Raw genomic sequence first — 15434 nt, 5'->3', positions numbered from 1 at the left:
CAGGACCTAGCTTAGATCGCCGATCAATGCCTAAAATGCCGCATGCCGGTGAAGACCATGGCCAAGCCAGCTTCATCGGCAGCGGCAATCACCTCGTCGTCGCGCATCGATCCGCCGGGCTGGATTACCGCCGTTGCACCTGCCTCGGCAGCGGCGAGTAGACCATCTGCAAACGGGAAGAAAGCGTCGGAAGCGACAGCCGAACCTACTGTGCGCGCTTCGCTCCAGCCATAAGTTTCAGCGGCCTCAATGGCCTTAATCGCGGCAATACGCGCGCTGTCGCGCCGGTTCATTTGGCCAGCGCCAATGCCCGCCGTTGCGCCATCCTTGGCATAGACAATCGCATTGGACTTCACATGCTTGGCGATCGTCCATGCAAAGCGGCAGTCCGCCAGTTCCTGCGCGCTTGGGCGCCGCTTACTAACGACAGTGAATGCATCATCGGCAACATGGCCATTGTCACGTGATTGCACGAGCAATCCGCCAGTGATTGGCTTGATCGACAGGCCACTACGTTTGGGATCGGGCAAATCGCCCGTGAGCAATAATCGCAAATTCTTCTTCTTGGCAAACACCGCCTTGGCCGCGTCATCGGCGGATGGGGCAGCCACGACTTCTGTAAAAATCTCGGTAATCGCTTCGGCGGTCGCTGCATCCAACGGGCGATTGACGGCCACAATACCGCCAAAAGCCGAGACGCTGTCGCATTCCAGCGCCGCGCGATAGGCGTCGATCAATGTCGCGCCCGTTGCCACGCCGCAGGGGTTGGCGTGCTTGACGATAACGACCGTTGGCGGGCCATCGCGAAACTCGGCGACCAGCTCAAGCGCCGCATCGGCGTCGTTATAATTATTGTAGGACAATTCCTTGCCCTGCACTTGTTCGGCCTGCGCGATGCCCGCAATATGCGGCCCAACAGGCACATATAGCGCCGCGCGCTGATGCGGGTTTTCGCCATAGCGCAATTCGGCGGCGCGGTTGCCATTGACCGCAAGCATGTCCGGAAACAGTTGCTGTTGATCGGCAAAGGCGAACCACTGGCTAATCATGCTGTCATAAGCCGCCGTTGCCGAATAGGCCTTTGCCGCACATTTGCGGCGGAAGTCATAGCTGGTTTTGCCGTCGCTTTCCTCCAGCTCGGCAATCAAGTCATCATAATCGGCAGGATCGGTCAGGATCGTCACAAAGGCGTGGTTTTTGGCTGCGCTACGGACCATCGACGGCCCGCCAATGTCGATATTCTCAATGATTTCATCGCGCGATGCGCCTTTGGCCACCGTCTGCGCAAAAGGATAGAGGTTCACCACCACAAGGTCGATGGCGCCAATATGGTGCTCGGCCATGGCGGCGACGTGTTCGGGATTATCGCGCACCGCGAGGAGGCCGCCATGCACCATCGGATGCAATGTCTTAACGCGGCCGTCCATCATCTCGGGAAAGCCAGTAAGCTCGCTGATGTCCTTCACCGTCAGGCCAGCGGCGCGGAGCGTTTTGGCCGTCCCGCCCGTCGACACCAATTCGACATGGCGCGCCGCCAGCGCATGGCCCAGCTCTAATAATCCATCCTTGTCGGACACCGACAAGAGGGCCCGTTTAATGACGACGTCGTGCATAAATCATCCTAAATGGCGCAAGTGCCAGCTAATATGGAGCTCGCCTTTACCCGTATCAGCGGCGATCACAAGTTGTTGGGTCGGGTGCGGTCGGCCATTTTGGTCAACCCATAAGCTATCATCGACCGACAATAGGCCGCCGGAGGTGATAAACGCCCAATTGCTGCCATCGGCCATGCGCAGCAGGGCGGTCTGCGGTTGGTCCGTGGGCGCGATCTCAATATCCGGGCCCAGATGAAAGCGGACATGCGCGATCACATCGGCCTGCGGCTTTTCCTGCGGCAACAGCGTATCTTCGCCCCGCAATTCCATGCCGTCGGACCGCAAGATGAGCAAGCGGCTGTGATTATAGCCAAAGCTTTTCGCATAGCCGTCATGGCTTGCCTCTATCCGCGTCGCCTGATCAATATCGCGGCGCTCAAGGCCGACTTCCGTCACGCCCTTGCCCAATTGCCCCCCCGGCAGAATGGCGGTTGAATTGGTGTCATTCAAACATAAGGTCGAATGCGCCGCCGTGGTCCGCAGCCCGCGTGCAAGCGCCGCCGATATGGTCGCGCCGACAAAGGCCGCGCCGCCGCAATTCACGATGATCCGCTGCCCATTATGCGACAATTCGAACGCCAGGGTCGAGGCGCAGCCCGACGCCGACTGGCGCGCGAGTGGCGGCGGGCCGGCGTCCAGCAAAAGTACAGATTTTCCAGCCGACACACGCTGATAACCCCAATCCAGTGCTTGGCGATGCGGGCGGGCGCGGACTTCACTGGCGGCGACAAGCGCGTCAATCCGGTCGGCGGTCATATGCGCTGACCCCTGCCACGCCCCAAGGCCGCCATCGGAATGCGTCAGACCCAATAAGGCAGGAACCGCACGGCCCAATGCCTCTATGAGGAAATCCGGCACCATCTCGCGTTGCGCAACATAGCATTGCTTCAACAGGCTCAATAGGCCGATGAGTTCCATCAATTGGATTGGCGAGCGCGACACAACACCGCCATCGGGGAAGATTGTGGCGCGCAAAGATTCAGACAGCCCATCTTCACCCACGGCGCGACGGATTTTGCCTTCGGGCAATAACAATGATGCGGCAACGACACCCGCCCAACCGACGGTCTTGGAAAAATGGCTTTGCGCCCTTGGTGCCGACTGGTCCAAATGGCGTGCCACCCGTGCAAAATGGTTGATCACGCGCGACCGGTAAATGGGGTCAGAACTGCTCAGCAAAAATGGTGATCCGGCAGCCATGTTCAACAGGCGCCACGCGCAATTGTCGACACGCCAAGCCGGCTCACGCGTCTTCATGCCATTGGCCAACAACCACGCATCGGCAATACGCGCCGCGACGGGCGCGCCTTCGCCGCGATTGGTCGCCGCTGCCAGATCACGCAGCCAGTCAAAACGGTGAATATAATCGGTCAGCGATGGCGACAGATCAAGCCGGTCATAATCCAGCGCATCAAAGGCTTGCTCAAAGCCCTGATAATGGAATTTGCCCATGCGCAGCGCCTGACCTCGCCCGGCATCGCCTTCCAAAGGGTCCTTCGGCACCGCCAGAAGGCGCAACGGCACCTTGCCCTTTAACCGCCCATTGTGCAGCGGCGTGCGCCATGTCAGCTTGTAGAATTCAAGAGAGAGACGCTCGAAAATATCTTGGCCTGCGCCCTTGGGTCTGACGATTAAGGCCGTCTGCCGTTGATCCCGATCGTCCTCAAAACCGCCGGTCATTCACCCCTCAGCGCCCGGATATTGGCAGCATAATGGCTCTCGCCGCCCTTGAATGTGGCCGTGCCAGCAACCAACGTGTCGGCACCAGCCGAAATCGCGAGCGGCGCGGTGTCGGTTGTAATGCCGCCGTCAACTTCAAGCCGGATATCGCGGCCAGTTTTGTCGATCATTTTGCGAATGGCTTCAATCTTGCGCAGCTGGCTGGAAATAAAACTCTGCCCGCCAAAACCGGGGTTCACACTCATGACCAGAATGAGGTCAACGTCGTCGATGAGATAATCGAGCATCTTTGCCGGCGTGTGCGGGTTGAGAACGATACCCGCCATTTTACCCAGCGACTTTATAAGCTGCACTGTGCGGTGCGGATGCGGCCCAGCCTCGGGATGGAACGAGATGATGTCCGCGCCTGCATCGGCAAAATCCTGAATATATTGGTCGACCGGCGCGATCATCAAATGCACGTCGAACGGCTTATCACTATGCGGGCGGAGGGCCTTTACGACGGCAGGGCCGATGGTAATATTGGGAACAAAATGTCCATCCATCACATCGACATGGATCCAGTCGCATCCAGCCGCGTCAATCGCGCGGACTTCTTCGCCCAGCCGCGCAAAATCGGCGGACAAGATGGAGGGCGCAATGCGGACGGCGTTGGTCATTTTATCCGCTTAGACGCTGCACTCCGAGCGAGCAAGGCGGCGGCAGGCGTTATACACAGCTTATCGTAAAATGCGCGGCTCGCGCCGATAGATAAGCAGGTCGCCAATGACATTATGCGATTCGGCAAATGTGGTAAAACCAAGCTTGCCCGCGACATTATGCGATGCGGTATTTCCGGTATCAATGATGCAGCGTATCTCGCCCAATCCTTGGCCGTCCGCCCATTTCAATATCGCAGTCATCGCCTCTGTGGCATAGCCTTTACCCCAAGCGTCAGGCGTAAATGCCCACCCCGCCTCAGGAAAGCCTTCCAACTCTTCTATCCCGCGTTCAAATTGCGCCAACCCGCCATTGCCGACAAAGCGCCCGCTGGACCGTTCCACAAATGACCAATAGCCATATCCCAGCAACGGCCAGTTGCCGATGCCTTGAAGCATTTTGCCCCAGCTGACATTGCGGCTGCGCGGTTCGCCGCCGATAAAAGCAGTCATGCGCGGGTCGGCCCATGCCGCGGCATAATCCTCCCAATGCAGCAACGACATGGGTTCAATCGATAAACGCTCGGTGGTGAGTGTGGGCGCTATAGTTTTCATATATCCACCGTCATTTCACTTTACCGTCGCCCCAGCGAAGGCTGGGGCCCATTACGTCTGTCAGCCGCGCACGAACAGCGCGATAGGCTCCAGCCTCCGCTGGAGCGACGTGGTTTATGGATTAAGCGTTTTTAGAAAACCGCGCCACAAAAAACCCGTCCAGCCCGCCTTGTTCGGCCAACATCGGCGGCATCGTGCGGACATGGCCTTGGGCGTTGGCGACAATTCCAGCAGGCAATTCGTCGGCGGTCACGGGCATCGTTGTATATTCGGGATGCCGCGCCAGAAAGGCCTCGGCCTGCGCCTCGCCCTCATGCGGTTCAAGCGAGCAAGTCGCGAATATCAAAGTGCCGCCGGGTTTCACCCATTCCGCCGCACGGTCCAGCATCGCACTTTGAATTGCGGCAAGGTTATTGATCGCCTTCAGGTCGATTCGCTGCAGCACATCGGGGTGGCGGCGCATTGTGCCTGTTGCACTGCAGGGCGCGTCGAGCAACATCGCGTCGAACGGCTGCGATGGTTTCCAATCCATGACATCGGCATTTACCCGCTCTGCATTCAACTGCGTGCGTTCCAAATTGGACATCAGCCGGTCCATCCGCCGCGCGCTGTTATCGAGCGCAGTGACCGCAAAGCCAGCCGCCGAAAGTTGCATGGTCTTGCCCCCCGGCGCAGCGCACAGATCAAGTGCGCGCTTACCAGCACCATCGCCCAAAAGCCGCGCAGGCAGGCTGGCCGCTAGATCCTGAACCCACCACGCGCCTGCGTCATAGCCGTCCAGTTCTTCGACCGCCGTACCACGTGGCAAGCGCACATGGCCGGGCATCAGGCTGACCCCATTTAGGCGTTCGGCCCATGCTTTTGTCTCTGCTGGTTCCCGCAAGGCAAGGTCCAATGGCGGCGGTTCGGAGTATGCCTTTTGCGCGCCAGCGATCATGTCATCGCCCCATGCCGGGTGCCAGCGCATCATCACCGCCTCTGGCAGCGACGGTAAATCCGGCAAGGTGACTTCGGCGCGCAGCAAGGATCCCAGCACGCCATGCACCAGCCGCCTTGGGCCGCCATCGACCAAGGGCAATGCCGTTGCGATTGCGGCATGGGCAGGTGTGCCCAAGCGCAAAATCTGCGCCAGCGCGAGGCGTAGCACCATCCGCGCCTTGCTATCATCTGGCAGGACTTGTTTGGTCTTGCTGTCGATGAGATGGTCCAGATCCACCGACCAGCGCAAAGTTTCCTGCGCAATCGCAATCGCCAAGGCGCGGTCCGGTGGCGAAAGGCCCTTAGTGGCATTGGCCGTCGCTTGGTCCATAGGCGTACCCATACGCATCACTGTATCAAGCAACCGCAAGGCGGCACGGCGGGTCGGAAGGCCAGAAATTTCGTCAGTCATGGACAAAGGCACTAGGCGTGTGTGACCGACAAGTGAAGAGCGGTTCTGCGCGGCCGAACCTGCGATACCACATCTTGCAAATGCGGCGATGAAGGCCGATATTCCCTGTAAGCCATTACGCTTAAGGAAATTCAAACTATGGGCACGCGTCCGCCACATGTCAAAGCGCCGGAATATCTTTCCAAAAGCCCGCCAATCCCGGAAGCCAAAGAAGTTGTGCGCGCACCTGAGCCCGACGCCGAACGACCAGACCCCGTCCGCTATGGCGATTGGGAATTAAAAGGCGTGGCGATTGATTTTTAGGATCGGGGCCACTTACTTTGATGCTTAAGGCTTTGATGCTTGAGGCGTCAAAAAAACCCGTCACCCTGAACTTATTTCAGGGTCTTACTTAGGGTCTTACTTAAGTGCCCTCAAAAACTAAGATGCTGAAACATGTTCAGCATGACGGACTTTGCTAATATCTTCGTGTCTTTGTGCGCACCCATTCCCCGCACATCAATGGGCCCATAACTTTCACCCCATAAACGGCGCAGACACCTCTGGGCGTACACGGACGAGCCGTCCCGTTATTGTATCAATCATCGCCCATGTCGTATTCGCCCGCACGATCACCTTGCCCTTGGCATCAACAAAATCGACCCGCCGGTCAAACTGTGCACCTTTGGGTTCGCTCTCGATCCAAGTGCGCGCCGTGACGCTTTCACCCGCCGCGATATTGCCGCGATAATCAATTTCGTGCCGCGTCACGACCCAATGATACGCCGCAATATGTTCAGGCCGCGCAACCGCCTGCCAATGCGAGGTCGCCATATCCTGAATCCACCGCACCCAGACGGCATTGTTAACATGCCCAAGCGCGTCAATGTCGTCCGGCAGCGCGGTGAAAGATCGTTCGAATGGTTTCAACGCCGCCCCTCTATTTCGTTGCGTGCGGCCTCGGTCAGGAAAGCACTGCGCGTTAACTTGCGCGACGTCGCGGCGGCGTCGATGGCGTCCAGAACCCCCCGATCAATCGAAATGTTAATCCGTTGTGGCCGGTTGCGGACATAGACATAAGGCACGGCGAGCAGGAATGCGCCCTCGGCCAAATCGTCGGCGGCTATAGCGCGAATTTTCTCTATCGCCGAAGGCTTGGGTGCCTTTTCGCCTTCCAGATACAGCATCACCGCCTCGCTGGCATTGGCCTGCAAATCGGCGAGGTCGTCGGCCGCCGAAAAGCAGCCCGGAAGATCAGGGAAATGCACCCCCCATGCGCTGTCTTCATCTTTATGCACGACGGCGTGATAGATGATCATCATTTCGTACCTTCTGAAAGCCAACCCGCCATCCGCGCGATGCTGCGCGCAGTGCCAAGCGGCAAATCCTTTTTCGGATGCGGCACCACAACAACCTGCATATCTTTGCGGAATTTGTGATGCGAACCCTTTGTCGCGACCAGTTCAAAGCCCTCAGCCAGCAATCTTTTAACAATGCGCTTGCTGTCGCGTTCCATGACGAAGCGTTAGCGTAGACGCGAATTGGAGTCAAGAAGTGTGTATTTATTTACACACGGTATCAAAATTTTACCGCGGCGCATATTCCGTCCAAACGGTATCATTTGTCCGACGTGGTCAACCCCATCTGCCACACAATAAACGCCGCCTCTTCGGCATTTTCGCGCAAACGTTCGAACCGTCCGGACTTGCCGCCATGGCCAGCGCCCATGTTGGTTTTGAGCAAAAGCACATTGTCGTCAGTTTTCATGTCGCGCAGCTTTGCGACCATCTTGGCGGGTTCCCAATACGTCACGCGCGGGTCGTTGAGGCCTGCGGTCCATAGCATCGGCGGATAAGCCTGCGCCTTCACATTGTCATAGGGCGAATAGCTGCGGATATAATCAAACGCTACCTTATCTGTGATCGGGTTGCCCCATTCGGGCCATTCGCCCGGCGTCAATGGCAGGTCTTTATCGAGCATCGTATTGAGCACATCGACAAAGGCGACATGGCTGACCACCGCGCCGAATAATTCGGGTGCCTGATTGACGACAGCGCCCATGAGTTCGCCGCCAGCCGAACCGCCACTTGCGGTTACCTTGCCCTTGCTGGTGAAGCCCAGATTGATCAAGCCTTTGGCCGCATCGACAAAGTCGTTGAAGGTGTTGGTCCGCTTCGTCAGCTTGCCATCCAGATACCATTGATAGCCCAAGTCATCCCCGCCCCGAATATGCGCAATGGCATAAGCAAAGCCGCGGTCGACCATCGACAGGCGGTTAGCGCTGAAACCGGGCGGCATGGCATAACCATAAGCGCCATAAGCATATAGATGCAGCGGCTGACTGCCGTCTTTCTTATAACCCTTTTTGGTGAGGATCGACACCGGAACCTTAGTGCCATCACGCGCCGTAATCATCACGCGCTCGGTCACATATTGGCTTGGGTCATATCCGCTGGGGATTTCCTGCACCTTCAGCGTTTCCAGCCGACCATCGGCGAGGATGTAGTCAAACACCGTGTCGGGCGTGACCATCGATTCATAACCCAGCCGCAGCTTCGTCACATCATATTCGGGATTATCGCTAAGGCCCGCATCATAGCTTGCCTCAGGAAATTTGATCCGTTCGACTTTTTTAGCATCGGCATAATCGCGGATTTCGACTTGATCGAGGCCATCAATACGACCTTCAGTGACGTAGAAATTCTTGAACAAAGACAGGCCGGTCAAATAATGGCGGTCGGAACCGGCAATCAACGTTGTCCAGTCGCCGGGTGCCTTCATGCTGGCGGTCGCCACGCGGAAGTTTACATGATCATCATTGGTCAGAATGAAGAGAGTCCCGTCGCGGACATCGACGCTATATTGCCGCCCCACTTTGCGCGCAGACACCATGATGGGCGTCGCGGTCGGGTCATTAGCGGGGACCAAGCGCACTTCGCTGGTGACATTGTCGCCGGTGCCAATGACAATCCAATCCTCTTGTGCGGTCAGGCCGACGCCGACGCTAAAACCGATATCCTCTTCTTTATAGAGCAGCTTCGCCTTGCTCAGCTCGTCACCCAATTTGTGATACCAGGCATTGTCGGTGCGCCAATTGTCGTTGGCTAGGCCATAGACCACACCCTTCCCATCCGATGACCAGACTATGTTGGACAGGGTGCCGGGGATGACATCCGCCAATTTTTCGCCGGTTTCCAAATTGCGGAAATGCAGGTCAAAGCGTTCCGAGCCATTATCATCATAAGCATAAGCCAAAATCTTGCCGTCGGGGCTGATCTCGGCGGCTCCAAGGCGGAAATAGTCTTTGTCCTTGGCCAATGCATTTTCATCAAGGATAAGCTGGTCCGCGCCGCCCGCAACGGGCTTGCGATAATGCTTGCGATATTGCGCGCCTTCTTCGAATTTCGACCAATAAATATAATCGCCATCCTTTTGCGGAACGCTGCTGTCATCCTCTTTGACGCGGCCCTTCATTTCTTGAAAAATCGTTTCGGTCAGCTTGGCCTGCGGGGCCATTTGTGCTTCGAAATACGCATTTTCGGCGCCCAGATGCGCCAAGATTTCCGCATCATCAATCACAGGATAGCTGGCATCACGCAGCCAGTGATAATCATCGCTAATCGTCACTCCATGATGGGTCGTCTGATGCGGACGCTTGACGGCGACAGGAGGCTTGATGTGCGCGGTGGCTTTTTCGGTCATGGCTTCTTTCTGGGCAAATGCGGGCGAAGATAATGCGCTGGTTGCAAAAATGAGTGGGAGCAGTGCTTTCATGAGACGACTTCCTCGCGTATATGGATGTCATAACCATATGAACGGAAGTCCGATATGTCCACCTATGAAGCCCGCCTCGCCGCCCTGCGCGCACAATTGAAGAAAGAACAACTGGATGGCTTTGTCGTGCCGATCTGCGACGAACATATGTCGGAATATGTCGGCGACTATGCGCAAAGGCTTGGTTGGCTGACGGGTTTTGGCGGGTCCGCAGGTTCTGCCGTGGTCTTATCCGAAGAAGCCGCGATCTTCACAGATGGCCGTTACACGTTGCAGGTGCGCGAACAGGTTGATGGCAAGCATTGGCAATATGTGAGCGTGCCACAAACCAGCATCGCCGACTGGTTGCAAGAATATGCCCCGGGTGGCGCGCGCATCGGTTATGACGCATGGGTCCACACCAAAGGCTGGGTCGAAAGCGCGACCAAGGCACTGGCCGCCAAGGGCGCTGAACTGGTTGCGGTCAAGAGCAATCCAATCGACAGGGTGTGGGCTGAACAGCCGCAGAAAAGCGTGGCCAAGCTGATCGTACACGACACCCAATATGCAGGGCAGAGCAGCGCCGAAAAACGCGCCGCTGTGGCCGAATGGCTGACGGCGCATAAGCTTGACAGCACGGTCATTTCCGCGCTCGATTCGGTAGCATGGTTGCTCAACATACGCGGCGCTGACGTGGCTAATACGCCGGTCGCGCTTAGTTTTGTGCTGGCCCATGCCGATGGCACGGCGGACCTTTTTGTCGCACCAGAAAAAGTTGACGACGCGGTGCGCGCGCATCTAGGCAATGCTGTGCGCCTGCGCGATCCGTCGGAATTTGTGCCGGAACTGCGGTCGATGAACGGCAAGCGCATCGCCGTTGACCCCGACCGCGCCGTTGCCGCAATCTTTGGCGCGCTGCAAGCTGGCGGCGCGCAAATTATCGAGGCGCGCGACCCGACCATCCTGCCCAAGGCGGTCAAAAACCCTATCGAACAATCTGGCCACCGCGCCGCACAAGCCCGCGATGGCGCAGCGTTAAGCCGGTTCCTGCATTGGATGCACGAAACCGCTCATAAAGGCGAATTGAACGAATTGTCCGCCGCCGCACGGTTGAAAGTATTCCGCGAAGATACAGGAAAGCTGCACGATTTGTCGTTCGACACCATCTCCGCCACTGGCCCCAATGGCGCGCATTGCCATTATAAGGTCGATGAAAACACGAACCGCGATATTGAACCCAACAGCATCTATCTGGTCGATAGCGGCGGGCAATATCTGGACGGCACCACCGACGTCACCCGCACGATCTGGGTCGGGCCGGGCGAGCCCACCGCCGAGATGAAGGACCGCTTCACGCGCGTTCTGAAGGGCCATATCGCCTTGGCCTGCGCCATCTTCCCCGAAGGCACGAGAGGCGCGCAATTGGATACTATGGCACGCGCTTCCCTGTGGCAGGCCGGCCTCGATTACGCCCATGGCACAGGCCATGGTGTCGGCAGCTTCCTTGCGGTCCATGAAGGACCGCAACGCATCGCTAAGTTCGCTGGCGGTCAGGCAGGCAGCGACGAGCCATTGCAGGCGGGTATGATCCTGTCGAACGAACCCGGCTATTATAAATCAGGCGAATTTGGCATCCGCATCGAAAATCTCGTGCTGGTCGAGGAACGGGCGATTGCGGGCGCGGAAGGGCGCTATTTTGGGTTTGAGACGCTGACCTTCGCGCCGATTGACAAGACTTTGGTGGACGTGAGCCTACTCAACGCCGACGAACTGCGCTGGTGGAATGAATATCACATTAAGGTATTCGAAATTGTAGGCCCGCAATTGGAGGGCGCTGCGCTGGCATGGGCGACGGAGGCTTGTGCGGCGCTGGCCGCCTAACCGCCCTTGACGCACAGGCGCGGGCAAAGCCATACAACGCACCGACACCCTAAGATTTGAGGCCCTTCATGACGCAGACATTTTCCGAATATACTCCCGCTGACGTCTGGGAATGGAACAGCAAAAATGGCGGCCAATTTGCCAATATAAATCGTCCTGTGGCGGGCGCGACCCATGACAAAGAGCGCCCCGTCGGCAAGCACCCCATGCAGCTCTATTCGCTGGCTACGCCCAATGGCGTCAAGGTTACGGTGATGCTTGAGGAGCTGTTGGCGCTGGGGCACAGCGGCGCAGAATATGATGCGTGGCTGGTCAACATACGTGAAGGCAACCAGTTTTCGAGCGGCTTTGTCGACGCCAACCCCAATTCCAAAATCCCTGCCTTGTTCGACCATTCCACGCCCACGCCGACGCGCGTTTTCGAATCCGGATCAATCCTGTTGTATCTGGCGGAGAAATTCGGTGCATTCCTCCCGACTGAGCATCAGGCGCGGACTGAGACCATCAACTGGCTGATGTGGCAAATGGGCAGCGCGCCTTATCTAGGCGGCGGTTTTGGCCATTTTTACGCATATGCGCCGTTCAAGTTCGAATATGCCATTGACCGCTTTGCCATGGAGGTAAAGAGGCAACTGGACGTCCTGGATCGCAATTTGGCGGAACGCGAATATATGGTAGGTGATGCCTACACCATCGCCGATATGGCGATTTGGCCGTGGTATGGCGCGCTGGCAAAGGGACTAATTTACGACGCTGGCGCATTTCTATCCGTGCATGAATATAAAAATGTCATCCGCTGGACTGATCAGATCGCCGAGCGGCCGGCCGTCAAGCGGGGCCGCATGGTCAACCGCGTGATGGGCGACCCCGCCAGCCAGTTGCATGAACGGCACGACGCCAGCGACTTTGACACCAAGACGCAAGACAAGGTAGCGGCAGCAAGCTGAAAGCTGTCATCTTGAGAAGGTTGCGCGCGCCTATCGGCTTGGTCCGAAAGCGGTTCGCGCGTTTCCTTTGGCGCGGGCGCAGATTGGCGGAGACGGAGGGATTCGAACCCTCGGTACCGGATTTACCAGTACGACGGTTTAGCAAACCGTTGGTTTCAGCCACTCACCCACGTCTCCTGTGCGCTTGGCATCGTCGGCCTATAGCGGCCCAAGCATTTGGCTGCAATGCTTATTGACACAGACGGCGGATAAGAAGAAAATTAGCTGTGTAGTTTCGATTTGACACGCATTAGGTTGGCATTATCGCTTGTTCATCATGTGCTCATCCAGATAGTCCATAGCGCAGCAAGAATAACTTTTGAGGTAGGTCCACATGTTTTTGGCGAAAATGGGATTAAAGAAACCGATACATTATCTGATGATGATGCTGGCAGCAGGCGCGCTGGTCGTTTCGCCCGCAGTTGCACAGATCAGTAAAGTTGATCCGAACGACGCGATTGACGCAGATCTTGGCACCCCCCCCGCTGGTCCAGACACACGCGCGGATACGGCCCCAGTGGCGCAAGACGAAACGGTCACGCAAGATGGCGTGCCGACCGACGCCATGCCCGCAGATGGCTCGGGCACCCAACCCGGCGCTCCACCTGCGCAAATAGCAGTGCCGTCAGGCGATACATATCAACAAGACGACCTGATTGGCGCCGCCGAAGGCGTGTTTGGAAAAGGCGCGCAAGGGCTTGGCTTGCTGATTGAGGATATACTCAAAAAACAGGGTCGCCCGAATGGATATATTGTGGGCCGTGAGGGCGGCGGCGCTTTTTTGGTCGGCTTGCGTTATGGGTCCGGCACATTGAACCACCGCGTGGAAGGCGAAAAGCCTGTCTATTGGACAGGCCCATCCATTGGCCCTGACGCAGGCGCAAGTGCGGGGAACACCTTCATTTTGGTCTATAATCTGTACGATACCGAGGACATCTACGCACGCTTCCCAGCGGCAGAAGGCGCCGCCTATCTGGTTGGCGGTTTTAACGCCAGTTACCTGCGTCGCGGCAATATAGTATTGATCCCAATCCGGGTCGGTGCAGGACTGCGGCTGGGCGCAAATGTGGGCTATATGCGCTTTTCCAAAAAGCAGCGCTGGTCACCCTTTTAACGCGCGCGGATATCTTCCATCCGTTTGAGATAGCGGGCAAGCACGTCAATTTCCAAATTGACGTGCCGTCCGACATCGAGCGTATCCAATGTCGTCATCTGCGCGGTGTGCGGAATGATATTCAGCATGAAATGCGCTGAACCATCCGCTTGGTCTATAATGTCATTGACGGTCAGCGATACGCCGTCGACGGTAATCGAACCCTTTGCTGCAATATAAGCCGCAAGGCCCGATGGAGCCGCGACTGTCACTTTCCAACTGTCCCCAATAGTTTCGCTGGCGACGATTTGCCCCACACCATCGACATGTCCGGTAACAATATGGCCGCCCAGTTCATCGCCGACTTTTAAGGCGCGTTCGAGGTTCAGTCGGGTGCCTTGTTCCCACATGCCGGCGGCTGTGCGCGAAACGGTTTCTGCCGATGCGTCAATCGCGAACCATCCATCGCCTTTATCAACGACGGTCAGGCATACACCCGAACAGGCAATCGAGGCCCCAATGGCAACATTATCCATATCATAAGTGCAGGATATGACGAGACGCAGGTCACCGCGCTGTTCGGATGTCCGAATGCTGCCGACGTCCGTGATAATACCTGTAAACATATCTGCTGCACCCTTTTCCTAATTCGCTTTTTCGTAGACTTCGAGACGGTCTTTGCCAAGACTGCGGGCATCTGAAAGCTGCCATCCGCCATGGGCATCCTGAAGTTGGGTTAACCCGATGTCGTTCAAACACGCCTTACCCCCGCCCAGCAATATCGGCGCGCGATATAGCATGAGCCTGTCGACGAGGCCGTCACGCAAGAAAGCTGTCGCTGTCGCAGCGCCGCCTTCAACCAGCAAACTGTTGCAGCCTAATTCAGAAATGTCCTGCGGCCTGCGAATAACCTCCCAACCGTGCGGCGCGTCGGCGCTACCAAGCATGATCCTGCGGGGTTGGTATGCACCCAGCCCTGCGAGGCGGACGTTCAATTGCGGTGCATCGGCACGCACGGTCCCGGCACCAACCAAAATTGCGTCGGTGCGGGCCCGTTCGACATGGCTATGCGCGCGCGCAACTTCGCCAGTGATCCACCGGCTGCTGCCATCTGCCATCGCGATTTGACCATCGAGCGAACTTGCGATCTTCAAAGTTACAAAGGGGCGGCCGTGATCTATCCGACTTATGAAACCCGCCAAGCTTTGCCGCGCTTGGGATGCCATGACGTCGGTGGTGACCGTGATGCCCGCAGCTTTGAGCGCCTCCATGCCTGCACCGGCCGTGCGTGGATCGGGGTCCTGCAATGCAATGACAACTCTCGCCGGATCTGCTTCGGTCAATAATTGGGCGCAAGCCGGGCCGCGTTGTGACATATGTGCGCAGGGTTCCAGCGTGACGTAGATTGTGCTGCCGCGCGCCGCTTCGCCCGCTTGTGCAAGCGCCATAGCTTCAGCATGTGGGCGGCCACCGGGCTGTGTCCAGCCGCGCCCAATGACCCGGTCGTCTTTCACGATGATGCAGCCTACAGACGGATTTTGACCGGTTCGCCCAACGCCGCGTTCAGCGAGCGACAAAGCTGCCGCCATGAACCGAAGGTCACTGGCGATAGCTATTGCCCTGCCCCTACAGCAGCAGGAGGCGCAGCGGCTTTCGTCGCCTCCTGCGCGCGTTGTGCTTCACGATCTATCTTGTCGACGTCCATCCCGACGGCCCGTCCAAATGCCTTATATGCCTCTTTTTCACGGGCGCGCATTTCGTCTT

The 15434-nt window shown here is 57.4% G+C and carries 15 protein-coding genes and 1 tRNA gene; 4 read left to right on the top strand and 12 right to left on the bottom strand.

Annotation, left to right across the window (positions count from 1 at the left end; all coding sequences use genetic code 11):
• Positions 1–23 precede the first annotated feature (23 nt).
• From purH to ACILP3_RS02500, 5 genes are all read right to left on the bottom strand, one after another.
• Positions 24–1613, bottom strand: a complete 1590-nt coding sequence (purH, locus tag ACILP3_RS02520; protein WP_395615099.1) for a bifunctional phosphoribosylaminoimidazolecarboxamide formyltransferase/IMP cyclohydrolase — start codon at positions 1611–1613, stop codon at positions 24–26.
• Positions 1614–1616: 3 nt separating this feature from the next.
• The gene (locus ACILP3_RS02515) at positions 1617–3335 is read right to left on the bottom strand and encodes a heparinase II/III family protein (RefSeq protein ID WP_395615098.1); all 1719 of its coding nucleotides are present in this window, start codon (positions 3333–3335) and stop codon (positions 1617–1619) included.
• A complete protein-coding gene (gene rpe, locus ACILP3_RS02510; protein ID WP_395615097.1) occupies positions 3332–3994 on the bottom strand; it encodes a ribulose-phosphate 3-epimerase in 663 nt (220 codons plus the stop codon). The genes ACILP3_RS02515 and rpe overlap by 4 nt, the downstream gene beginning before the upstream one ends.
• 60 nt (positions 3995–4054) lie before the next feature.
• Entirely contained in the window at positions 4055–4588 is a 534-nt protein-coding gene (locus ACILP3_RS02505; RefSeq protein ID WP_395615096.1) for a GNAT family N-acetyltransferase, read from the bottom strand.
• Between the two features lie 121 nt (positions 4589–4709).
• Positions 4710–5978 (bottom strand): RsmB/NOP family class I SAM-dependent RNA methyltransferase, encoded by a 1269-nt coding sequence (locus ACILP3_RS02500; RefSeq protein ID WP_395615095.1) that lies wholly within the window; start codon positions 5976–5978, stop codon positions 4710–4712.
• A 138-nt stretch (positions 5979–6116) separates the two neighbouring features.
• On the opposite strand from ACILP3_RS02500, the gene ACILP3_RS02495 reads away from it, so the two are divergent.
• Positions 6117–6281, top strand: coding sequence for a DUF1674 domain-containing protein (locus tag ACILP3_RS02495; RefSeq protein ID WP_395615094.1), 165 nt, complete (start codon positions 6117–6119; stop codon positions 6279–6281).
• 213 nt (positions 6282–6494) lie between these two features.
• On the opposite strand, the gene ACILP3_RS02490 is transcribed toward ACILP3_RS02495, so the two are convergent.
• The 4 genes from ACILP3_RS02490 to ACILP3_RS02475 all read right to left on the bottom strand — a co-directional run bounded on the left by ACILP3_RS02490 (position 6495) and on the right by ACILP3_RS02475 (position 9659).
• Positions 6495–6887, bottom strand: coding sequence for an acyl-CoA thioesterase (locus ACILP3_RS02490; RefSeq protein ID WP_395615093.1), 393 nt, complete (start codon positions 6885–6887; stop codon positions 6495–6497).
• Positions 6884–7279 carry a type II toxin-antitoxin system HicB family antitoxin gene (locus tag ACILP3_RS02485; protein WP_395615092.1) on the bottom strand — a complete coding sequence of 132 codons (396 nt, stop codon included), beginning with the start codon at positions 7277–7279 and terminating at the stop codon, positions 6884–6886. The genes ACILP3_RS02490 and ACILP3_RS02485 overlap by 4 nt, the downstream gene beginning before the upstream one ends.
• Positions 7276–7473, bottom strand: a complete 198-nt coding sequence (locus ACILP3_RS02480; protein WP_395615091.1) for a type II toxin-antitoxin system HicA family toxin — start codon at positions 7471–7473, stop codon at positions 7276–7278. Before ACILP3_RS02480 ends, ACILP3_RS02485 begins: the two co-directional genes overlap by 4 nt.
• 101 nt (positions 7474–7574) lie before the next feature.
• Positions 7575–9659 (bottom strand): S9 family peptidase, encoded by a 2085-nt coding sequence (locus ACILP3_RS02475; RefSeq protein WP_395615177.1) that lies wholly within the window; start codon positions 9657–9659, stop codon positions 7575–7577.
• A 126-nt stretch (positions 9660–9785) separates the two neighbouring features.
• On the opposite strand from ACILP3_RS02475, the gene ACILP3_RS02470 reads away from it, so the two are divergent.
• A complete protein-coding gene (locus ACILP3_RS02470; RefSeq protein ID WP_395615090.1) occupies positions 9786–11591 on the top strand; it encodes an aminopeptidase P family protein in 1806 nt (601 codons plus the stop codon).
• Between the two features lie 68 nt (positions 11592–11659).
• Positions 11660–12538, top strand: coding sequence for a glutathione-dependent disulfide-bond oxidoreductase (yghU, locus tag ACILP3_RS02465; protein ID WP_395615089.1), 879 nt, complete (start codon positions 11660–11662; stop codon positions 12536–12538).
• Positions 12539–12622: 84 nt separating this feature from the next.
• On the opposite strand, the gene ACILP3_RS02460 is transcribed toward yghU, so the two are convergent.
• Positions 12623–12715 (bottom strand) — tRNA-Ser (locus ACILP3_RS02460).
• 196 nt (positions 12716–12911) lie between these two features.
• On the opposite strand from ACILP3_RS02460, the gene ACILP3_RS02455 reads away from it, so the two are divergent.
• The gene (locus tag ACILP3_RS02455; protein ID WP_395615088.1) at positions 12912–13691 is read left to right on the top strand and encodes a DUF1134 domain-containing protein; all 780 of its coding nucleotides are present in this window, start codon (positions 12912–12914) and stop codon (positions 13689–13691) included.
• On the opposite strand, the gene ACILP3_RS02450 is transcribed toward ACILP3_RS02455, so the two are convergent.
• Entirely contained in the window at positions 13688–14296 is a 609-nt protein-coding gene (locus tag ACILP3_RS02450; protein WP_395615087.1) for a riboflavin synthase, read from the bottom strand. The genes ACILP3_RS02455 and ACILP3_RS02450 overlap by 4 nt on opposite strands.
• 18 nt (positions 14297–14314) lie before the next feature.
• The gene (ribD, locus tag ACILP3_RS02445) at positions 14315–15259 is read right to left on the bottom strand and encodes a bifunctional diaminohydroxyphosphoribosylaminopyrimidine deaminase/5-amino-6-(5-phosphoribosylamino)uracil reductase RibD (RefSeq protein WP_395615086.1); all 945 of its coding nucleotides are present in this window, start codon (positions 15257–15259) and stop codon (positions 14315–14317) included.
• Positions 15260–15434: the final 175 nt, after the last annotated feature.

It is taken from the genome of Sphingorhabdus sp. (assembly GCF_044239665.1).
GTDB lineage: Bacteria > Pseudomonadota > Alphaproteobacteria > Sphingomonadales > Sphingomonadaceae > Sphingorhabdus_B.
Note: the sequence above shows the minus strand (reverse complement) of the source record. Positions and strands in the feature narration are given on the sequence as shown.

Coding starts and splice junctions, on each gene's coding strand:
- ACILP3_RS02515 (WP_395615098.1), bottom strand. CDS start 3,335: ATGACCGGCGGTTTTGAGGACGATCGGGATCAACGGCAGACGGCCTTA.
- ACILP3_RS02495 (WP_395615094.1), top strand. CDS start 6,117: ATGGGCACGCGTCCGCCACATGTCAAAGCGCCGGAATATCTTTCCAAA.
- ACILP3_RS02455 (WP_395615088.1), top strand. CDS start 12,912: ATGTTTTTGGCGAAAATGGGATTAAAGAAACCGATACATTATCTGATG.
- ACILP3_RS02505 (WP_395615096.1), bottom strand. CDS start 4,588: ATGAAAACTATAGCGCCCACACTCACCACCGAGCGTTTATCGATTGAA.
- yghU (WP_395615089.1), top strand. CDS start 11,660: ATGACGCAGACATTTTCCGAATATACTCCCGCTGACGTCTGGGAATGG.
- ACILP3_RS02480 (WP_395615091.1), bottom strand. CDS start 7,473: ATGGAACGCGACAGCAAGCGCATTGTTAAAAGATTGCTGGCTGAGGGC.
- ACILP3_RS02485 (WP_395615092.1), bottom strand. CDS start 7,279: ATGATGATCATCTATCACGCCGTCGTGCATAAAGATGAAGACAGCGCA.
- ACILP3_RS02475 (WP_395615177.1), bottom strand. CDS start 9,659: ATGACCGAAAAAGCCACCGCGCACATCAAGCCTCCTGTCGCCGTCAAG.
- ACILP3_RS02500 (WP_395615095.1), bottom strand. CDS start 5,978: ATGACTGACGAAATTTCTGGCCTTCCGACCCGCCGTGCCGCCTTGCGG.
- purH (WP_395615099.1), bottom strand. CDS start 1,613: ATGCACGACGTCGTCATTAAACGGGCCCTCTTGTCGGTGTCCGACAAG.
- ACILP3_RS02450 (WP_395615087.1), bottom strand. CDS start 14,296: ATGTTTACAGGTATTATCACGGACGTCGGCAGCATTCGGACATCCGAA.
- ribD (WP_395615086.1), bottom strand. CDS start 15,259: ATGGCGGCAGCTTTGTCGCTCGCTGAACGCGGCGTTGGGCGAACCGGT.
- rpe (WP_395615097.1), bottom strand. CDS start 3,994: ATGACCAACGCCGTCCGCATTGCGCCCTCCATCTTGTCCGCCGATTTT.
- ACILP3_RS02470 (WP_395615090.1), top strand. CDS start 9,786: ATGTCCACCTATGAAGCCCGCCTCGCCGCCCTGCGCGCACAATTGAAG.